This window comes from Actinosynnema sp. CA-299493 (assembly GCF_050946825.1).
Taxonomy (GTDB): Bacteria; Actinomycetota; Actinomycetes; order Mycobacteriales; family Pseudonocardiaceae; genus Actinosynnema.
In genome coordinates, this window is record NZ_CP191993.1 from 9,004,454 (window position 1) to 9,020,669 (window position 16,216).

At 72.2% G+C, this 16,216-nt stretch carries 15 protein-coding genes and 1 tRNA gene; 8 read left to right on the top strand and 8 right to left on the bottom strand.

What is annotated here, in order from left to right:
* Positions 1 to 29 precede the first annotated feature (29 nt).
* Complete coding sequence (locus tag ACQPYE_RS38935; protein WP_498718095.1) at positions 30 to 1,250, bottom strand: hypothetical protein; 1,221 nt, start codon at positions 1,248 to 1,250, stop codon at positions 30 to 32.
* 48 nt (positions 1,251 to 1,298) lie between these two features.
* On the bottom strand, positions 1,299 to 1,844 hold the full coding sequence (locus ACQPYE_RS38940; protein WP_498718096.1) for a TetR/AcrR family transcriptional regulator: 546 nt from the start codon (positions 1,842 to 1,844) through the stop codon (positions 1,299 to 1,301).
* A 57-nt stretch (positions 1,845 to 1,901) separates the two neighbouring features.
* On the opposite strand from ACQPYE_RS38940, the gene ACQPYE_RS38945 reads away from it, so the two are divergent.
* Positions 1,902 to 2,927: an FAD-dependent monooxygenase gene (locus ACQPYE_RS38945; RefSeq protein WP_498718097.1), complete on the top strand. Its 1,026-nt coding sequence runs from the start codon at positions 1,902 to 1,904 to the stop codon at positions 2,925 to 2,927.
* Between the two features lie 50 nt (positions 2,928 to 2,977).
* On the opposite strand, the gene ACQPYE_RS38950 is transcribed toward ACQPYE_RS38945, so the two are convergent.
* Positions 2,978 to 3,835, bottom strand: coding sequence for an exodeoxyribonuclease III (locus ACQPYE_RS38950; RefSeq protein WP_498718098.1), 858 nt, complete (start codon positions 3,833 to 3,835; stop codon positions 2,978 to 2,980).
* Between the two features lie 156 nt (positions 3,836 to 3,991).
* Between ACQPYE_RS38950 and ACQPYE_RS38955 the strand changes: the two genes are divergently transcribed.
* The 7 genes from ACQPYE_RS38955 (at position 3,992) to phoU (ending at position 11,879) form a co-directional block, all read left to right on the top strand.
* A tRNA-Lys gene (locus ACQPYE_RS38955) sits at positions 3,992 to 4,064 on the top strand.
* 119 nt (positions 4,065 to 4,183) lie between these two features.
* Positions 4,184 to 4,654: a superoxide dismutase gene (locus ACQPYE_RS38960; RefSeq protein WP_498718099.1), complete on the top strand. Its 471-nt coding sequence runs from the start codon at positions 4,184 to 4,186 to the stop codon at positions 4,652 to 4,654.
* Between the two features lie 293 nt (positions 4,655 to 4,947).
* Complete coding sequence (gene dusB, locus ACQPYE_RS38965; protein WP_498718100.1) at positions 4,948 to 6,096, top strand: tRNA dihydrouridine synthase DusB; 1,149 nt, start codon at positions 4,948 to 4,950, stop codon at positions 6,094 to 6,096.
* The gene (locus ACQPYE_RS38970; protein WP_498718101.1) at positions 6,089 to 6,544 is read left to right on the top strand and encodes a hypothetical protein; all 456 of its coding nucleotides are present in this window, start codon (positions 6,089 to 6,091) and stop codon (positions 6,542 to 6,544) included. The genes dusB and ACQPYE_RS38970 overlap by 8 nt, the downstream gene beginning before the upstream one ends.
* Positions 6,545 to 6,724: 180 nt before the next feature.
* On the top strand, positions 6,725 to 7,588 hold the full coding sequence (locus ACQPYE_RS38975; RefSeq protein ID WP_498718103.1) for a GGDEF domain-containing protein: 864 nt from the start codon (positions 6,725 to 6,727) through the stop codon (positions 7,586 to 7,588).
* Positions 7,589 to 7,797: 209 nt separating this feature from the next.
* Positions 7,798 to 11,127 carry an LCP family protein gene (locus ACQPYE_RS38980; RefSeq protein WP_498718104.1) on the top strand — a complete coding sequence of 1,110 codons (3,330 nt, stop codon included), beginning with the start codon at positions 7,798 to 7,800 and terminating at the stop codon, positions 11,125 to 11,127.
* 80 nt (positions 11,128 to 11,207) lie between these two features.
* The gene (phoU, locus tag ACQPYE_RS38985; protein ID WP_498718105.1) at positions 11,208 to 11,879 is read left to right on the top strand and encodes a phosphate signaling complex protein PhoU; all 672 of its coding nucleotides are present in this window, start codon (positions 11,208 to 11,210) and stop codon (positions 11,877 to 11,879) included.
* 66 nt (positions 11,880 to 11,945) lie between these two features.
* Here phoU and ACQPYE_RS38990 read toward each other — a convergent pair whose 3' ends face one another.
* The 5 genes from ACQPYE_RS38990 to pstB all read right to left on the bottom strand — a co-directional run bounded on the left by ACQPYE_RS38990 (position 11,946) and on the right by pstB (position 16,206).
* A complete protein-coding gene (locus tag ACQPYE_RS38990; protein ID WP_498718106.1) occupies positions 11,946 to 12,740 on the bottom strand; it encodes an ESX secretion-associated protein EspG in 795 nt (264 codons plus the stop codon).
* Complete coding sequence (locus ACQPYE_RS38995) at positions 12,737 to 14,296, bottom strand: PPE domain-containing protein (protein WP_498718107.1); 1,560 nt, start codon at positions 14,294 to 14,296, stop codon at positions 12,737 to 12,739. Before ACQPYE_RS38995 ends, ACQPYE_RS38990 begins: the two co-directional genes overlap by 4 nt.
* Positions 14,297 to 14,313: 17 nt before the next feature.
* The gene (locus ACQPYE_RS39000; RefSeq protein WP_498718108.1) at positions 14,314 to 14,853 is read right to left on the bottom strand and encodes a DUF3558 family protein; all 540 of its coding nucleotides are present in this window, start codon (positions 14,851 to 14,853) and stop codon (positions 14,314 to 14,316) included.
* A 12-nt stretch (positions 14,854 to 14,865) separates the two neighbouring features.
* A complete protein-coding gene (locus ACQPYE_RS39005) occupies positions 14,866 to 15,267 on the bottom strand; it encodes a hypothetical protein (RefSeq protein WP_498718109.1) in 402 nt (133 codons plus the stop codon).
* Positions 15,268 to 15,429: 162 nt separating this feature from the next.
* Positions 15,430 to 16,206: a phosphate ABC transporter ATP-binding protein PstB gene (gene pstB, locus ACQPYE_RS39010; RefSeq protein ID WP_123745088.1), complete on the bottom strand. Its 777-nt coding sequence runs from the start codon at positions 16,204 to 16,206 to the stop codon at positions 15,430 to 15,432.
* Between the last annotated feature and the right edge of the window lie 10 nt (positions 16,207 to 16,216).

Below are 16,216 nucleotides of genomic sequence, written 5' to 3' on the forward strand. Positions count from 1 at the left end.
AATGACGCAACGCGGTCGGACCACGCCGGTCAGTGCACGAGCAGCCCGGACACCTTCGTCAGCGGGTTGCCCGCGTAGCTGACCACGGCGCCGTCGGCGAACGGCATGGACCGGATGCTCATGCCCGCGAACCCCTGGTCGGTCACGAACCAACCCCACGTCGTCAACCACGGGCGGTCGTCGCCGGGCACGACGTCGGGCGTCGGCCGCACGCGTTCCTGCACGACGAACGGCTGCCCGGCCACGTCGTCCAGCATCTCCACCCACTCCTTGTCGGTCATGAGCCAGCCGGGGTGCACGCCCGCGCCCGCGAACCCGCCCGACGCCTTCACGATCAGCTCCTCCCGGTCCGCGCGCAGCCGGTCGCGCGGCACGTCCCGCAGGTAGCGGGTCCACGGCACCAGCCGGTCCACCAACGCCTTCTCGTCGTCGGTCAGCACCTCCCGGTGCTCGGACAGCAGGGCGATGGTCGACTTGCTGCCGTAGTAGTAGCTCGACAGCGGCGTGTACAGCTCCGTCTTGTGGCCCTTGGCCAGGAGCCCGGCGTAGCCCACGGCCTGGGTGGCGGAGAAGTACCGCACCGCCACGTCCAGCTTCGTGCCGCGCAGGTGCAGGAAACCGTTGCGCTCGGTCACCTCGTGCAGCTCGCCGAGCAGCACGTCGACGCCCAGCCGGGCGCAGGCCTCCTGGAAGCTCGCGAAGCCCTTGGCGAACCTCGTCAGCATCCCGCCCTCTTCGAGGAACGCGATGGTGCGGTCGCGGCCGACGGCGTCGAGCAGCTTCTCGATCGGGTTGAAGCAGGCCAGCCCGTGCTCGCGCACGAACGGCTGGAAACCGGGCTCCTCGTGGATCACGCGGGCCAGTTCGCCGAGGTCCGGGCCGCCGAGCTGGGTGCCCGCGTTGATCTCCAGCAGCCGGAACTCGTCACCGACCCGGTAGATGTCCGCGCGGCCGTGCATCGGCGGGCGGTCGGAGCCCATGATCGCGGCTTCCTCCGGCGGGATGCCGATGGCCTCGGCGAACCGCGTGAAGCTGCCGCCGAACATCTTGCGGGGTAAGGAGAAGAGCAGCTCGAAGAAGTCCAGCACGTCCGCCGCGATGCTGTGCGCGGTGTACTCCTCCAGGAAGAACGGCCGGTCGACCAGCCGGTGCGCGTAGGCGGCGCGCAGGTGTGGCGGCAGGTCGAGCCGTCCCATCACCCCGTGCAGGCTCTCGTCGTCCAGGTAGGCCTGCGTCACGTGATCGGTCACCGTCGCCGCTCCTCGGGTCGTGGGTCGGCGCACATGATGGCGGAGCGGTCACCCCGCGAGCATCCCCCGAAGCACCGTGCGCACCGCCGCGGCGGGGTCGAAGCGCGGGTTCGGGTTCGCCAGCTGGTTGGCCAGCAGGCCGTCGATCACGGCCAGGAGCAGCGCCAGGTCGGCGGGCGGGTCGGCCGAGCCGAAACCCGCGACCAGGGGCAGCGCCCAGCTCCCGATCTCGCGGTGCGCCCGGTCGACGTCGCCGCGCAGCCCGGGGCGCTGGGCGACCTCGACGAACAGCGCGTGGCGGGCGAGCGTGAGGACGCGGTCCTCGGCCAGGCGCCCGACCAGCGCGCCGACGGCGGCGGCGAAGGCTTCGGGGGTGGCGACGTCGCCGGCCAGGGCGGCCCACAGCTCGGTCTCGCGTTCGAGGAGGCGGCCGAGGACGGCGCCGATCAACGCGTCGCGGGTGCGGAAGTGGTTGGACGTGGAGCCCTGCGGGAGGCCGGCCTCGGTGTCGACGGCGCGGTGGGTGAGCTGGCGCATGCCGCCCGTGCCGAGGACCCGGATCGCGGCGTCGAGCACCTGCTGCTGCCTGGTCATCACCCTGGACACTACACCCGTAGTATTGATCACTACAGCTGTAGTACGGTGCGCCGCGTGGAACGTCGGCGAGCAGCGGTGATCGGTGGAGGGGTCGGCGGCCTGGCCGCGGCCGTCGGGCTGCGGAGGCACGGGTGGGAGGTCGACGTCTTCGAGCGCTCGGCGGCGTTGCCGCGGGTCGGGACGGGGCTCGGGATCTGGCCCGACGCGATGGCGGCCCTGGACCGGCTGGGGTTGGGCGACGCGGCCCGGCGGGTCGGACGGCGGCAGGCGGACGGGGTGGTGCGCAAGCCGGACGGGACGGTGATCGGGACCATCGCGGCGAGCTCGGTGCACCTGCTCACGCGGCCCGCGCTGCTGGGCGTGCTCGCGGGGGCGTTGCCGGAGGGGGTGGTCCGGTTCGGCGCGGCGGTGGGCTTGGCGGACTGCGCCGGGTACGACGTGGTCGTGGGCGCGGACGGCGTCCACAGCGCGGTGCGCGGCGAGCTGTTCGACGCGCCGGTCCTCCGGTCGGGGGCGATCGGGTGGCGCGGCACCGTGGACGTGCCGGTCGAGGCGGGCGGTGAGACGTGGGGGCGCGGTGGCAAGTTCGGTCTCACGCCGCAGGCCGACGGGCGCACCAACTGGTACGCGATGGGCCCGGACCTCTCGCTGTTCGCCGACTGGCACGACCCGATCCCGCGCGTGCTGGCCTCGGCGCGCGACGTGCTGCGGCACGAACTGCTGCACGTGTCGCCGTTGCCGGGTTACGCCTCGGGGCGGGTGGCCCTGCTCGGCGACGCCGCGCACGCCATGACACCCGACCTCGGGCAGGGCGCGTGCCAGGCGATCATCGACGGCGTGGTGCTGGCGCAGTGCCTGGCGCAGTGCCCGGTGGGTGACGTCGAGGCGGGGTTGCGGTCCTACGACTCGAAGCGCCGCCGGGTGACGCAACGGCTGGCCGCGCGGTCGCTCCGGCTCAACCGGCTGGCCCGGGTGCGCCGGTTCACCGGTGTGCGGGACCTGGGGCTGCGCGTGGCCCTGGCACTGGCGCCGCGCCCGTCGTGGAGCGCGGACTTGGAGCCCGACGAACTGGCCGGCTAGAACTCACGGGCCGGAACTCGCGGGTCAGGACTGCGGTCAGGACCGCAGGGTCAGGACTGCGGGAGCTTCACCGTCTTGCGGGCGCGCGGCGCGGACGGCGGCGGCACGACCGGACCGATGTCGCCGTCGGGCGCTTCGTCCAAGTCGACGATCACGGGGGCGTGGTCGCTGGGCCCGGTGCCCTTGCGCGCGTGCCGGTCCACCCACGCCGCCTCGACCCGGGCGGCCACCGGGGCGGACGCCAGCACCAGGTCGATGCGCATCCCGAGGTCCTGGTGGAACATGCCGGCGCGGTAGTCCCAGTAGGTGAAGACCCGCTCGGCCGGCCACCGGTCGCGGACCACGTCATGCAGCCCGACCGCCTGCAACGCCGCCAGCGCCTCCCGTTCGGGCGCGGTCACGTGCGTGTGGCCGACGAAGGCCGCCGGGTCGAACACGTCCGCGTCGGCCGGCGCGATGTTGACGTCACCGCAGACCACCGCGTCCTCCGGGCCGGCCGCGACGACGTCCCGCAGTGCCGCCAGCCACGCCAGCTTGTAGTGGTAGTGGTCGGAATCCGGCGCCCGCCCGTTGGGCACGTAGACGGAGTGCACCCGCACCCCACCGCACGTCGCCGCCACCGCCCGCGCCTCGGGGTGGGGAAACCCGGGCCCGTCGACGAGCCCGTTCACCACGTCGTCCAGCCCGACCCGGGACAGGATCGCGACCCCGTTCCACCGACCTTCACCGTGCGCCGCCACCTCGTACCCGCGACCGGACAACTCCTCACCGAGGAGCGCCGCGAACGCGTCGTCCGCGACTTTCGTCTCCTGCAGGCAGACGACATCGGGCTGCCTCTGGTCGAGCCACGGCAACAACCGCGGCACCCGCTGCTTGACCGAGTTCACGTTCCAAGTAGCCACCCGCACCCACCCCACCGTAGTCCGCCCACCCCACCCCCACCGAGCCACAACCCCTGACCTGCACCGCCAGGTCCGATGCGTGCCGTAACGTGACACCACCCACATCACACGGCCGACCACCCTGCTCACCCGGACGCCTGGTCTCGGTAAGCTGTCGGGCACGGGCTGCTAGCTCAATTGGCAGAGCAGGAGACTTTTAATCTTCGGGTTCAGGGTTCGAGTCCCTGGCGGCCCACTGTTTCGACTGCGGTTGCCCAAGGAAGAATTGTGGGGCGTGGGAAGTCGGTGGGTGGAACGCCACCGGAACGGGTGATGGTGGTGGCGGTTGGGGTGGGTGGGCGATAAGCAGGTGCCATGCACTTCGCTGTGGCACTTGCCCTGGTGGCCTCGTTGACGACTGTGTCCGGGGAGCTGACCAGCTATGACGCCCGTGTGCCCGCCGGTGCGCGGGCGGAGGTGGTGGTGGGGTCCTTGGGCGGCGGCACGGTCGTGTTGCTGCGCACGAGTGGTCTGTTGCCGGGGCGGGAGTACGGGGCGCACGCGCACGTCAATGCGTGTGGACCGGCGTCTGCTGATGCCGGGCCGCACTACCAGCACGTCCAAGGCGGGGCGACGGATCCCGCGTTCGCCAATCCGCGCAACGAGATCTGGCTCGACTTCACCACCGACGCGCGCGGACGAGGTGAGGCGTGGGCGCGGGTCGAGTGGAAGTTCGGGGAACGGCGTGCGGGATCGATCGTGCTGCACGAGGAGCACACGCACACCGAACCCGGTCACGCGGGCACGGCCGGTGCGCGGTTGGGTTGTCTGACCGTGCCGTTCTGAGCCTTCGGCACCCACGGCGCACGGGAGACTTCCGGTGCGGTCGAGGCCGTGGGGTCGTGGGCGGAGGAAGGCCGCCGGCGGTTGCTGCGCGACAGGGATGACGTGGTGGGTGACGCGTGCCTACCTCACGGTTGGTGAGACCGTCCTCACGGTGAACGGGGTGGCGGCGTTTGTGGCCGAGGCGGTCGAAGGGCGGTGGTGGCGCGTCGCGGGCGGCCAGGTGGCCGAGGAGCGAAGGGTGATTCGCCGATGTGGCGCCCACCACTACCAGCGCTGGGCGACAATGGACGGCGATGTCCACCGCCCTGCACGCCACCAAGTCCCTGAAGATCGGCCGCTACCCGGTCGATCCCGCCGTCGTGCTCGCACCCATGGCGGGCATCACCAACGTGGCCTTCCGCCAACTCTGCCGCGAGTTCGGCAGCCCCACGTCGCTCTACGTCTGCGAGATGATCACCGCCCGGGCGATCGTCGAGCGCGACGCCAAGACGATGCAGATGATCACGTTCGGCGCGGCCGAGAGCCCCCGTTCGATGCAGCTCTACGGCGTCGACCCGAAGTCGATGTCCGAAGCCGCGAAGATCATCGTGGCCGAGGACCGGGCCGACCACATCGACATGAACTTCGGCTGCCCCGTGCCCAAGGTGACGCGCAAGGGCGGTGGCGCGGCGCTGCCGTACAAGCGGCAGCTGTTCCGGCAGATCGTGCGGGCGGCCGTGCGCGCCGCCGAGCCCGCCGGCGTGCCGGTGACGGTCAAGTTCCGCATCGGCATCGACGACGAGCACCTCACCTACCTCGACGCCGGCCGCATCGCCGAGGACGAGGGCGCGCAGGCGGTCGCCCTGCACGCGCGCACCGCGGCCCAGCGCTACTCCGGCCAGGCCGACTGGTCCGCCATCGCCCGGCTGAAGGAGGCCGTGACCAGCATCCCCGTGCTCGGCAACGGTGACATCTTCAGCGCCCAGGACGCCTTGGACATGGTCGCCCGGACCGGCTGCGACGGCGTCGTGGTCGGTCGCGGCTGCCTCGGCCGGCCGTGGCTGTTCGGCGAGCTGCAGGCGGCGTTCCGGGGGGAGCCCATCCCGCCGGGGCCACGCCTCGGCCAGGTCGCGGCCATCCTGCGCCGGCACGGCGTGCTGCTCGCGGACTTCCTCGGCGAGGACAAGGGCCTGCGCGACCTGCGCAAGCACATGGCCTGGTACCTGAAGGGCTTCCCGGTCGGCGCGGAACTGCGACGCAACCTCGCCATGGTCTCCACCCTCGCCGAGCTGGACGACCTGGTCGGCCGGCTCGACCCGGCGCTGGAGTTCCCGGACAACGCCGACGAGCCGCGCGGCAGGCAGGGCTCGCCCGGCAAGGTCGTGCTGCCCGAGGGCTGGCTGGACGACCCCGAGGACGCCACCGTGCCCGTCGGCGCCGACGAACTGCACTCGGGTGGCTGACGTGGCGCGCGCCGCGACGGCGCTGGCGTGCGCCCTCCTGCTGGCCGGCTGCGGTTCGACGGTCACCGGCGTCGCCCGTCCGCTCCAGGTCACCGACGTGGAGCGCGAGCTCGTCTCCGGCTACTTCGCCGACCTCAACGAGGCCGGCGGGCAGGGCACGTCCGAGCAGCGCGACCTGCTCAAGGACACCCAGCACCCGGACTTCCGCGACGAGGACTGCCAACTGCCCTCGGGCACGATCAAGGTGCAGCCGACCATGTCGACGCTGCGCCTCGACCCGGCGTGGGCGCCGCCCGGCGAGGACGAGCACCCGCGCGGTGTGGTGCTGGTCGTCGCGGTCACGCTGACCGTCGTGCAGGAGGGCTCCGAGATCGGCAGCCAGATCGGCTCGCAGCACGTCGTGCTGCTCAACGGCAAGGCCTACGGCTTCGCCCCGTGTGTCAATTGAGGTGTCACCGCGCCGGTTGACCACGCTCCGTCAACTTCTCGGCACTTCGACCACCGAATGCCACTAGTTCGGAGCAGTGCACAGTCAACCAGTAGAGGGAATTCCCTCTGTGACGCGTCCCGCCGGCTCAAGCGTCGCCTCGTATCAGACGACACCTTGGCAAGGAGGGAGGTGAGCGCGATGACCGCACTGCGACCCGAAGTCGCGGAGTCCGACCGCGACGACCGGACCGGAGGAAGCGCGCCCGCTTCCGAGAGCGAGGGCACCGGCTTGGTGCAACTGCACGAGTCGATCGCCGCGCTGCTCGCTTCCCGGGGCCAGTGGCGGCAGGCCTACCAGCACCTGCGCTCCGCGTTCGACCTGGTCTACGCCGACCAGGACGACCCGCCGCAGGTGCCCGAGCAGCTGCGCCGAGAGGTCGACCGGCTGCGCCGCGAGCACGCCGAGGCGCGTGAGCAGAGCCTGCGCGACAGCCTCACCGACAGCTACAACCGCAGGTACCTGGACGAGCGACTGCTCGACATCGTCGCCGAGCGGGGCTCCACCGCGGCGGGCCTTGCCATCGCGTTGATCGACCTGGACTGGTTCAAGCAGGTGAACGACACGTTCGGGCACCTCTTGGGTGACCGGGTGTTGCAGCGCGTGGTCGAGCTGTTGCAGGAGGAGCTGCCGGAGGGCGGGTTCTGCGCCCGTTACGGCGGCGAGGAGTTCGTCCTCGTGCTGCCCGACGTCGAACCCGGGCCGGCGGTGGAGATCGCCGAGTCGGCCCGGATGCGTGTCGAGCGTCACGCCTGGGCATCCCTCGCGCCGGGTTTGCGAGTGACCGTCAGCATCGGGTTGGCCTATGAGCCGCCGGCCGCCGGTGCGCCGACCCGCGCGCCGGTCGCTCCGGAGCAGCAACTCCTGCGCGCCGACAGCCTCCTGTACACCGCCAAGCAGTCAGGACGCAACGCCGTCGCCTATCGTGCGAACGGCCGCGTCCTCCTCGCGGGTGCCGCTTCCGGGCGACGGGGTATAGCCGAATCACGGGTCGCCGGTTACTGAGACCCACGTCCGCTCACCCTTTCGGACGTAGTCTGCTGCGCGCAACCGAGTACTGCCGACCCCTGTATCACCGGGAGTGGTCGTCAGGACTGGCCGTCATCCGTAGTATCGCCAAGGCAAGTGACACGCCGTTGGTGCAACCACTGTGTCCTTGCTGTCGTCAACTCGTGATGACGACCGACTAATGACCGAAGCTGAAGGGAGACCGGGTGCCCGACGAGCCCCGCCGTGGCGGCCCCGGACCCGAAGGTGACCAGGCCCCCCAGGAGGACCAGCCGACCGGCCGTCGCCGCAGGTCGCTGGACGATGGCGGGCTGAGCGTGTCCGACCTGCTGGAACAGCACAGCCGCACGAACATCCCCCGCCCGGTCCCGCCCGGTCCTTCGGACACCGGCAGGCGCGCCGCGCCCGAGCCGGAGCCGCCCCGCAGACCCGCTCCGCCCCAGGACGGCAGGCACGCCCCCGAAGGCGCCGGCCGCCGCGCCGCGCCCGAACCGCCGCCGCCTCCGCCGCGCAGGCAGGCTCCGCCGCCGGACTACGCGCCACAGGCCCCCGAGGACACCGGCACCCGGCCCAGGCCGGCGAACGGCGTGCCGCCCGCACCCGGACGCCGCCCGACCGCACCGCCGCCCCCGAACGACTTCTTCGCCGCGAACGACGGCACCGGCACCCGGACGCCGCGCCCCGCGCCGGAGGACACCGGCACCCGCCGCCGTCCCGAGGAGCCCGGCCAGGCACGTCCCGGCCGCCCCGCGCCCCCTCCGGTGCACGGACCCGCGAACGGTTACGCCGGTCGGCCCGACGACGTCGTCCCGGGACGTCCCGCCGCGCCGCGTCCCGCCCCTCCCGGCGAGCCGGGCACGCGCTTCCCGGCCAACGGCCGCCCGCAGGACCCGACCGGCCCACGACGCGCCGAGGGCACCGGCCAACGCCCGCGCCCCGACCTCCCCGGCGCCGCGCCGGGTCGACGGCTCCCCGACGGCAGCGGACCGCGGCAGCGCCCGGAAGGGCTCGCGCCCGACACACCCCGGCGCCTCGCGGACGGCGGCGGCCCCCGCCCCGAGGACCTCGCGCCCGACACGCCCCGCCGGCTCGCCGAGGGCAGCGGACCGCGCCCGCGCCCCGAGGACCTCGCGCCGGGCATGCCCCGGCGTTCGGCGGACGGCAACGCACCACGCCGGCACCCCGAGGGCCTCGCGCCCGACACGCCTCGCCGCGCGGCGGACGGCAGCGGACCGCGTCCGCGCCCCGAAGACCCGCGCCGCCGCCCCGACGAAGCGGGACCGCCCGGGCGCCGGGCCGCCGAGGGCGCACCGGCCGAGGGCATCGGCAGGCGGCTCGCGGACGGGCCGCGCCCCGGCGAGAACACCGGCCAACGCCCCCGCCCCACCCCGCCGGCCGACGGACCCCGTCGCCTCGCCGACGGCAGCGGCCCGCACGACCTGACCGGCGGGCCGCGCACCGGCCGCCGACCGGACCCGGCCGCCGACCGGCGCCGACCCGGGCCCGGCCCGGCGGGTCCGCCCGTCCCACCCGGCGAGGACCCGACCGGCCGCCGTCCCGAGGGCAGCGGCCCCCGCCGCCTCGCCGACGGCCCGCCGGTCGTGCCGGTCGACGGTGGCGCGCCGCGGCGGCTCGCGGACGGCCCACCGGACGGCAGCGGACCGCGCCCGGCCGGCGACGCGCCCGGCCGGAGGTTCGCCGACGACGGCGCCGACGCGCCCGACCAGCCGCCGCCCGTCATCGCCGCCCGCCTCGACGCGGGTCCCGAGCCGCGCGAGGCCATCGACCCGGCCAGCCTCACCACGGAGATGGAGGCCATCAGCGACGACGTCAAGAAGCGTCGCGAGGTCGACCACACGCTGGCCCGCTTCTCCGCCGTGCACGACGAGCTGGCCGAGCAGGAGCGCCTGCGCAAGGAACGCCGCCAGAAGCTCATGCCGTGGAAGGCCGAGCACGACGAGGACGCCACCGAGTACGCCTCGCCGGTCGACGCCCCCGACGACGACAACCCGCGCCGCCGCGGCCGCACGGTCAAGCACAGCAAGATCGTGCGCACGGTCAAGGTCGTCGCGCTGGCCGCCGCCGTGCTGGTGTTCGTGTCCACCGGCCTCGGCTGGGCCGCGATGCTCTACATCGACAGCCAGATCACCGAGATCGACGCGCTGAACACGAACTCCGCCGCGGTGCACGAGGCGGAGAAGCAGCTCGGCGACGAGAACTTCCTCATCGTCGGCTCGGACACCCGGGCGGGCGCGCGGCCGCAGGACGGCGTCGGTGACGCGAACGCCGAGCCCGGCGCGCGCTCCGACGTGCTGATGCTCGCCCACATCCCGGCCGACCGGAAGCGCATGGTCATCGTCTCGGTGCCGCGCGACCTGCTGATCACCCGGCCGCAGTGCGAGGAGTGGGACCCCTCCACCGCCCAGTACACCGGCACCCAGCTCGACGCCGCCGAGGACGTCAAGGCCAACGAGCCGTACGCGGTCGGCGGGCCCAAGTGCGTCAGCAAGTTCATGACCGAGCTGACCGGGTTGGAGATCAACCACTTCCTCAGCGTCGACTTCAACGGCTTCAAGGGCATGGTCGACGCGATCGGCACCGTCCCGGTGTGCGTGCCGAAGCCGATGGACGACGAAGAGCTGGGCGTGATCTTCGACAAGGCCGGTCGGTACGAGATCGACGGCACCAAGGCGCTGGACTTCGTGCGGGCCCGCAAGGTCGAGGGCGAGTCCAAGACCGACTTCGACCGCGTCGGTCGGCAGCAGCAGTTCCTGTCCTCGTTGCTGCGCAAGGCGTTGTCGTCGGAGATCCTGCTGAACCCGGGCAAGCTCAACGCCTTCCTCAACGCGTTCGCCGCGTCGACCGTCGGCCAGAACATCGGCGTGAACGACATGCTGACGCTGGCGCAGTCGTTGCAGAGCCTGGAAGCGGGCCGGGTCACCTTCGTCACCATCCCGCACGAGACGGCCGAGGGCGCGACGGCGTCCACCGACGACAACCTGGAGCTGTTGAAGGAAGACGACGTCAAGGCGTTGTTCCAGGCCATCATCGACGGCACGCCGCTGCCGGAGGAGACGCCGGACAACACCGCGGCCGACCCGAACCAGGCCCAGGGCCAGCCGGCGGCCGCCTCGCCGCCGCCCGGACCCAAGCAGGGCAAGGTCGTCGACCACAAGGGGCTGAAGGTCCAGGTGCGCAACGGCGACCCGGACAACGACGGCGCGTCCCGCCGGACCACCTCGGCGTTGCGGGAGCTCGGCTACGACGTCGTCCTCCCCGGTGACGCTCCCCCCGCCGAGAAGACCGTGATCCTGTACGGCGTCGGCGCGGAGGACGCGGCGGCGACGCTGCTGTCCTCGGTGCCGGGCGCGACGTTGCAGTTCCAGGCGAACATGGGCGGCTCGGTGCAGCTGCTGATCGGGCCCGGTTGGGACGAGGAGGTCCGGGCGCCGCAGACGTCGGGCGCCGATCCGGGCAAGGCGACGCCACCCGAGGACCTGACCGTCGTCAACGCGGGCAAGGACCCCTGCGCGTGAGCGGACTGGACGTTTCCGGTTCACCCCGGGTTCACCGGGGTGGGTCGATACCGCGATGACCTGCCCGTAGGCTGACGGCCATGCGTGAGGCCTACCACGACCGGCTCGGACAACTCGCCGACCAGCTCGCCGACATGTGCGGCATGGCGGGCGACGCGATGGAGCGCGCGACCGCTTCCCTGCTCGGGGCGGACCTCGCCCTGGCCGAGCAGGTGATCGGCGACGACGCCAAGATCGACGACGTGCGCGCCGACATCGAGGAGCAGGCGTACGCGCTGCTGGCGTTGCAGGCGCCGGTCGCGACCGACCTGCGCATCGTGCTCGCGGTGATCCACGCGGCCGAGAGCGTGGAGCGGATGGGCGACCTGGCGCTGCACGTGGCGAAGGCGGCGCGGCGCAGGCACCCGAACCAGGTGCTGTCGGACACGGTGCGGCCGTACTTCGCCGAGATGGGCCGCATCGCGGTCGAGCTGGCGCGCGAGGCGACCGACATCATCCGCACCCAGGACGTGAAGCGGGCGCGGTCGTTGGAGGACGCCGACGACGCGATGGACGACCTGCACCGCCACCTGTTCACGGTGATCATGGACAAGGACTGGGCGCACGGCGTGCCGTCCGCGGTGGACACCACGCTGCTCGGCCGGTTCTACGAGCGCTTCGCCGACCACGCGGTGTCGGTGGCCAAGCGCACCGTCTTCGTGGTCACCGGCCGGATGCCCGGCTACCACGGCGAAGCCGGCGACGACGACTGAGCGTTCAGCCGGGGCTTGAGCGGTCAGCCGGGCCGGGGCTCCCGGGCGTCAGCCGGGGCTTGAGCGTCAGCCGAGCAGGCCGTTCAGCTCCTGCGCGAGCTGGGCGGCGATGCGCGCGTTGTCGGCGGGGGCGTGGTTGAGCCACTTCTGGCCGTCCGGCCCCTGCCGCGTCTGCGACATGTAGCGGCCCTGGTCGTTGTCGAACCACGCGACCTGCGGCGCGCGCTGCTCCCGGCCGTGCCTGCCGCGCACCGTGACGCCGAACTGGCCGGCGCGCAGCCGGGGGCGCTCGAACACCGCTTCCAGCGCGCGGACCTGGGCGGACGCGGTCGAGCGCGGCGCCATGGTCTGGGTGAAGGTGGCGTTGCCGAAGTCGTCGTCCCGCCGGGGCGGTGGTGGCGCGGACGTCGGCATCGGCACGGTGATCGACTGGCCGGGGCCGGGCCGGGCCGGCGGGACCAGGTCGACGATCGCGCGCAGCAACGCGGGCGCCCGCATCAGGTCGACCTTGATCTGCCGGTCGTCCATCACCGCGAGCGCCGCGTTCTCACCGGCCGCGCCGCCGCGCGCCAGCAGCTGGCGCTCGACGTTGCGCGCGTCGAGCGAGGCGACCGCGTTGAGGCTGTAGTCGAAGCGGACCAGCAGGGTGAGCGCTTCCTCGACCTCGGGCGCGACCCGGCCGCGCCGGGCCAGGCCGCGCGACTCCAGGTCGCGCTGGACCGCGTTGCGGATGCCGCGCCGCTCGTCGACCGTCTGCCCGAGGTAGGGGAACTCGAACGGGTAGGGGCGGCTGCCGAGCTTCAGGTCCTCCCAGAGCATGTCGGCCGCCGCGTGGGACAGGGCGAACGAGAACACGCTCACCCGCCGATGACCGGCGGAGCGACCATGGTGCCGTCACCGAAGACGTCCTCGGTCTCCACCAGGTAGGACGCGGCCTTGTGCTCCTTGTCCTCGTCACCCTGGCCGCGCGCGCCACCGGCGCCCGCGCCCATGCCGGCGCCCATGCCACCGGGACCACCGCGGCCCGCCGCGCCCGCGCCGCCGAGACCACCGCTGCCGCCGGGGCCGAAGCCGCCCGCGCCGGACCGGCCGGCATCGCCGAGCGTGCCCGCGCTGCCACCGGGACCGAAGCCGCCCATGCCACCGCGACCGGCCGCCGCCATGCCACCGGGACCACCGGCGCCGCCGCCTCCGGGGACGCGGCCCATGCCACCGCCACCCGGACCACCACCCGGGCCGCGGGTGCCGGGACCGTTCGGCAGGCCGGGACGCCCGCCGGGCGGGATCGTCGGCCGGTTGTTCTGGCCGCCGCCACCGGGCGGGAAGTAGCCGGGCGGGTAGGGCCCGCCACCGCCGCCACCGGGCAGGTTGGTGTTGCCACCACCGCCACCGCCGGGCAGGTTGGTGTTGCCGCCGCCACCGGGGCCGTTCCAGCCGGACTGGTTGGTGTTGCCACCACCGCCGCCGCTGCCGCTCCCACTGCCGCTGCCGCCACCGCCGGGCACCCCGACGTCACCGAACCCACCACCGGTCCCCGTGCCCGTCCCGGTGCCGCTGGGGATGGTCTGGCGACCGTTGATCTCCCCCGTGCCGTTCTTGCCGGGATCGCCGCTGCCGCCGGAGCCCTCCATCGGCGGGGGCGCCGAGAAGGCGGGCATGGTCGAGCCCGACTCCTGGAAGCTGGTGGACATGGTCGTCATGACCTCGGCCGCACGTTCGTGGGCCTGCTGCTTCTCCTCGAACTTCTGCTCGATCTGGTCGATCGTCGCGGCCCACTTGAACGGGTTGGGCTCGGCGAAGAACATCTTGTAGGCGTCGGCCGTGCTGAACTCGACCGGCTCGGGCATCGCGTTCTTCGCCTGCTCGGCCGCCGTGCTCTGGGTGTACAGCTTGTTGCCGGTGAGCTGCGCGCCCTGGGCGGCGTTGCCGGACCAGGTGGCCACGTTGGTGAAGTAGCCCTGCGCCGACTCGGCCGCCGCGCCCTGCCAGGCGCCCTTGCTGGCGGCCGTGGCGCTGCTCAGGTTGGTCTGCAGCTCGGCGAGCGTGTTGCCGAGCTTGGTCCAGGCCTCGCCCTGCTCGTTGGCCGTGCTCGGGGACATGTTCGTGGTGACCATGTCCTTGAGGGCCTTGTGGTCGTAACCCAGGTAGTGGGAGCCGGGCGGTGACAGCGGCGGCCGGTAGTTCTCCACCACCTGCTCGAGCTGCTGCTCCTGGTTGGCCTGGTTCTGCGCCGACTGCTGCTTGTAGCGGATGTAGTCGAAGATGTTGTTGAAGAGCCCCGGGTTGGCCTCGCTCGCACGCTCGTACTCGGCACGCAGCTCGGCATCGGTCTGCCCGGCGTAGGTGACCTGGGTCGCCTGGCTGGTGTCCTGCGGCGACGGCGAGTTGGACGGCGGCTGCGAGTTGGGCGGCGTCACGACGTTCTCCCCTGGGGTTACTTCGGCAGCTTCGGTTCGATGGCGGTGGCGACCTTGGTGGCCGCCTCACAAGCCTCGTCCAACGATGCGTCCGCGGAAGCCGCCACATCGACCCTGGACGTGGGCGTCACCTCGACGGCGACGAGGCACGATGACTTCGTCGTCGGCGTCTTGACGAGCAAGGCCTTGCGCGAGCCGATGTTGATCTCGGACTTCTCGCCGCCCACGGCCTCGCCGATCGCGAGTTCAGGCTGCTTCGTGAGCCCGATAGACACGGTCGACGAGTAATCGGCCAGGCATTCCTTCTCGTCTGTCGGCTCGAGATCGGTCAGGTTCAGCTGCGACGTCACCGACTCGAGGACCGCGCACGGGTCGAAGTCGGCCAACGAGCCGCCGCCACCGGACGGCTTCGTGCTGGTAGTGGTCTTCGACGTCTGCTCGGTCGGCGTCGACCCGGTGGTTCCCGGCGTGGCGGTTCCCCCGGTCGTGCAACCGGTCACGACCATGGCCGACACCGCCAACGACAGAGCGACGCGAGTCGACAATCCCTTGATCAACTGTCTTCACCCTCAGTAGCGTTGGTAGGTGCTTGCGTTCGAGCTGTCGACCTCACGGTAGTTCTCGATCGCCTTCTGCAACGCCCCACGAGCCTCGTCCAACGCGGACCGCAGCTGCTCGATCGCCGGCACGATGCCGGTCGTGCCCGCACCGCCGTCGACGCTCTCCTGGTTGTAGCGCGCCATCGCGGTGCCATCGGGACTCGTGCCCAGCTTGGTCTCCTGGCGGAGACGCACGAGTTGGGGATCCAGACGGCGGAGGTCTTGCAACGCGTTGTCGATCGCCTTCAGGTACTCCTGGGCGCCGGACTCGCTGATGGCGAACGAGCCCGACTCGGCGGCTTGCTTCAGCCCCACCATGCCGGCCGTCATAGCCTGCATGGACTGCGCGCTCCACGCACCTTCCGCCGCCACGGTTACCCCCTGCGAGTCTGCCGATCCCAGCCGTCACGGTACCGGTGAACGGTTGGCCGTGTCTTGGCTTTGACGGGCCCGGCGGCTGCCCGGTTCCGCTGTCACCCTAACGGGCAAGAGCCCTCCCACCAGCGGTGGGAGGGCTCTTGGGTGGGGTGGTGATCAGCCGAAGCGGCCGGAGATGTAGTCCTCCGTGGCCTTCTGGCTGGGGTTGGAGAAGATCTTCTCCGTGTCGTCCACCTCGATCAGCCGACCCGGCTGACCGACACCCAGCAGGTTGAAGAACGCGGTCTGGTCGCTGACCCGCGCCGCCTGCTGCATGTTGTGGGTCACGATGACGATCGTGTACTCCTTCTTCAACTCCGTGATCAGGTCCTCGATCGCCAGGGTCGAGATGGGGTCCAGCGCCGAGCACGGCTCGTCCATCAGCAGCACGTCCGGCTGCACGGCGATCGCCCGGGCGATGCACAGCCGCTGCTGCTGACCACCGGACAGGCCGCCGCCGGGCCGGTCGAGGCGGTCCTTGACCTCGTTCCACAGGTTCGCCCCGCGCAACGACCGCTCGGCCACCTCGTCGAGCTTCTTCTTGTTCCGCTCGCCCGCGAGCTTCAGCCCCGCCACCACGTTGTCCCGGATGGACATCGTCGGGAACGGGTTGGGGCGCTGGAACACCATGCCGATGGTCCGGCGCACCTGCACCGGGTCGACGGCGGACGCGTAGATGTCCTCGCCGTCCAGCAGCACGGTGCCCTCCACCCGCGCCCCGGGCGCCACCTCGTGCATGCGGTTCAACGACCGCAGCACGGTGGACTTCCCGCAACCGGACGGGCCGATGAACGCCGTCACGTTCTTCGGCGGCACGGCGAGCGAGACACCGTCCACGGCGTGGAACTTGCCGTAGTACAGGTTCAGGTCTTTCACGTCGATGCGCTTGGCCATGACCGCCCGC

Bases quoted from the DNA above. Each gene is read 5' to 3' on its own strand.
- ACQPYE_RS38940 (WP_498718096.1), bottom strand. From the start codon at position 1,844: ATGACCAGGCAGCAGCAGGTGCTCGACGCCGCGATCCGGGTCCTCGGC.
- ACQPYE_RS38960 (WP_498718099.1), top strand. From the start codon at position 4,184: ATGCACTTCGCTGTGGCACTTGCCCTGGTGGCCTCGTTGACGACTGTG.
- dusB (WP_498718100.1), top strand. From the start codon at position 4,948: ATGTCCACCGCCCTGCACGCCACCAAGTCCCTGAAGATCGGCCGCTAC.
- ACQPYE_RS38975 (WP_498718103.1), top strand. From the start codon at position 6,725: ATGACCGCACTGCGACCCGAAGTCGCGGAGTCCGACCGCGACGACCGG.
- phoU (WP_498718105.1), top strand. From the start codon at position 11,208: ATGCGTGAGGCCTACCACGACCGGCTCGGACAACTCGCCGACCAGCTC.
- pstB (WP_123745088.1), bottom strand. From the start codon at position 16,206: ATGGCCAAGCGCATCGACGTGAAAGACCTGAACCTGTACTACGGCAAG.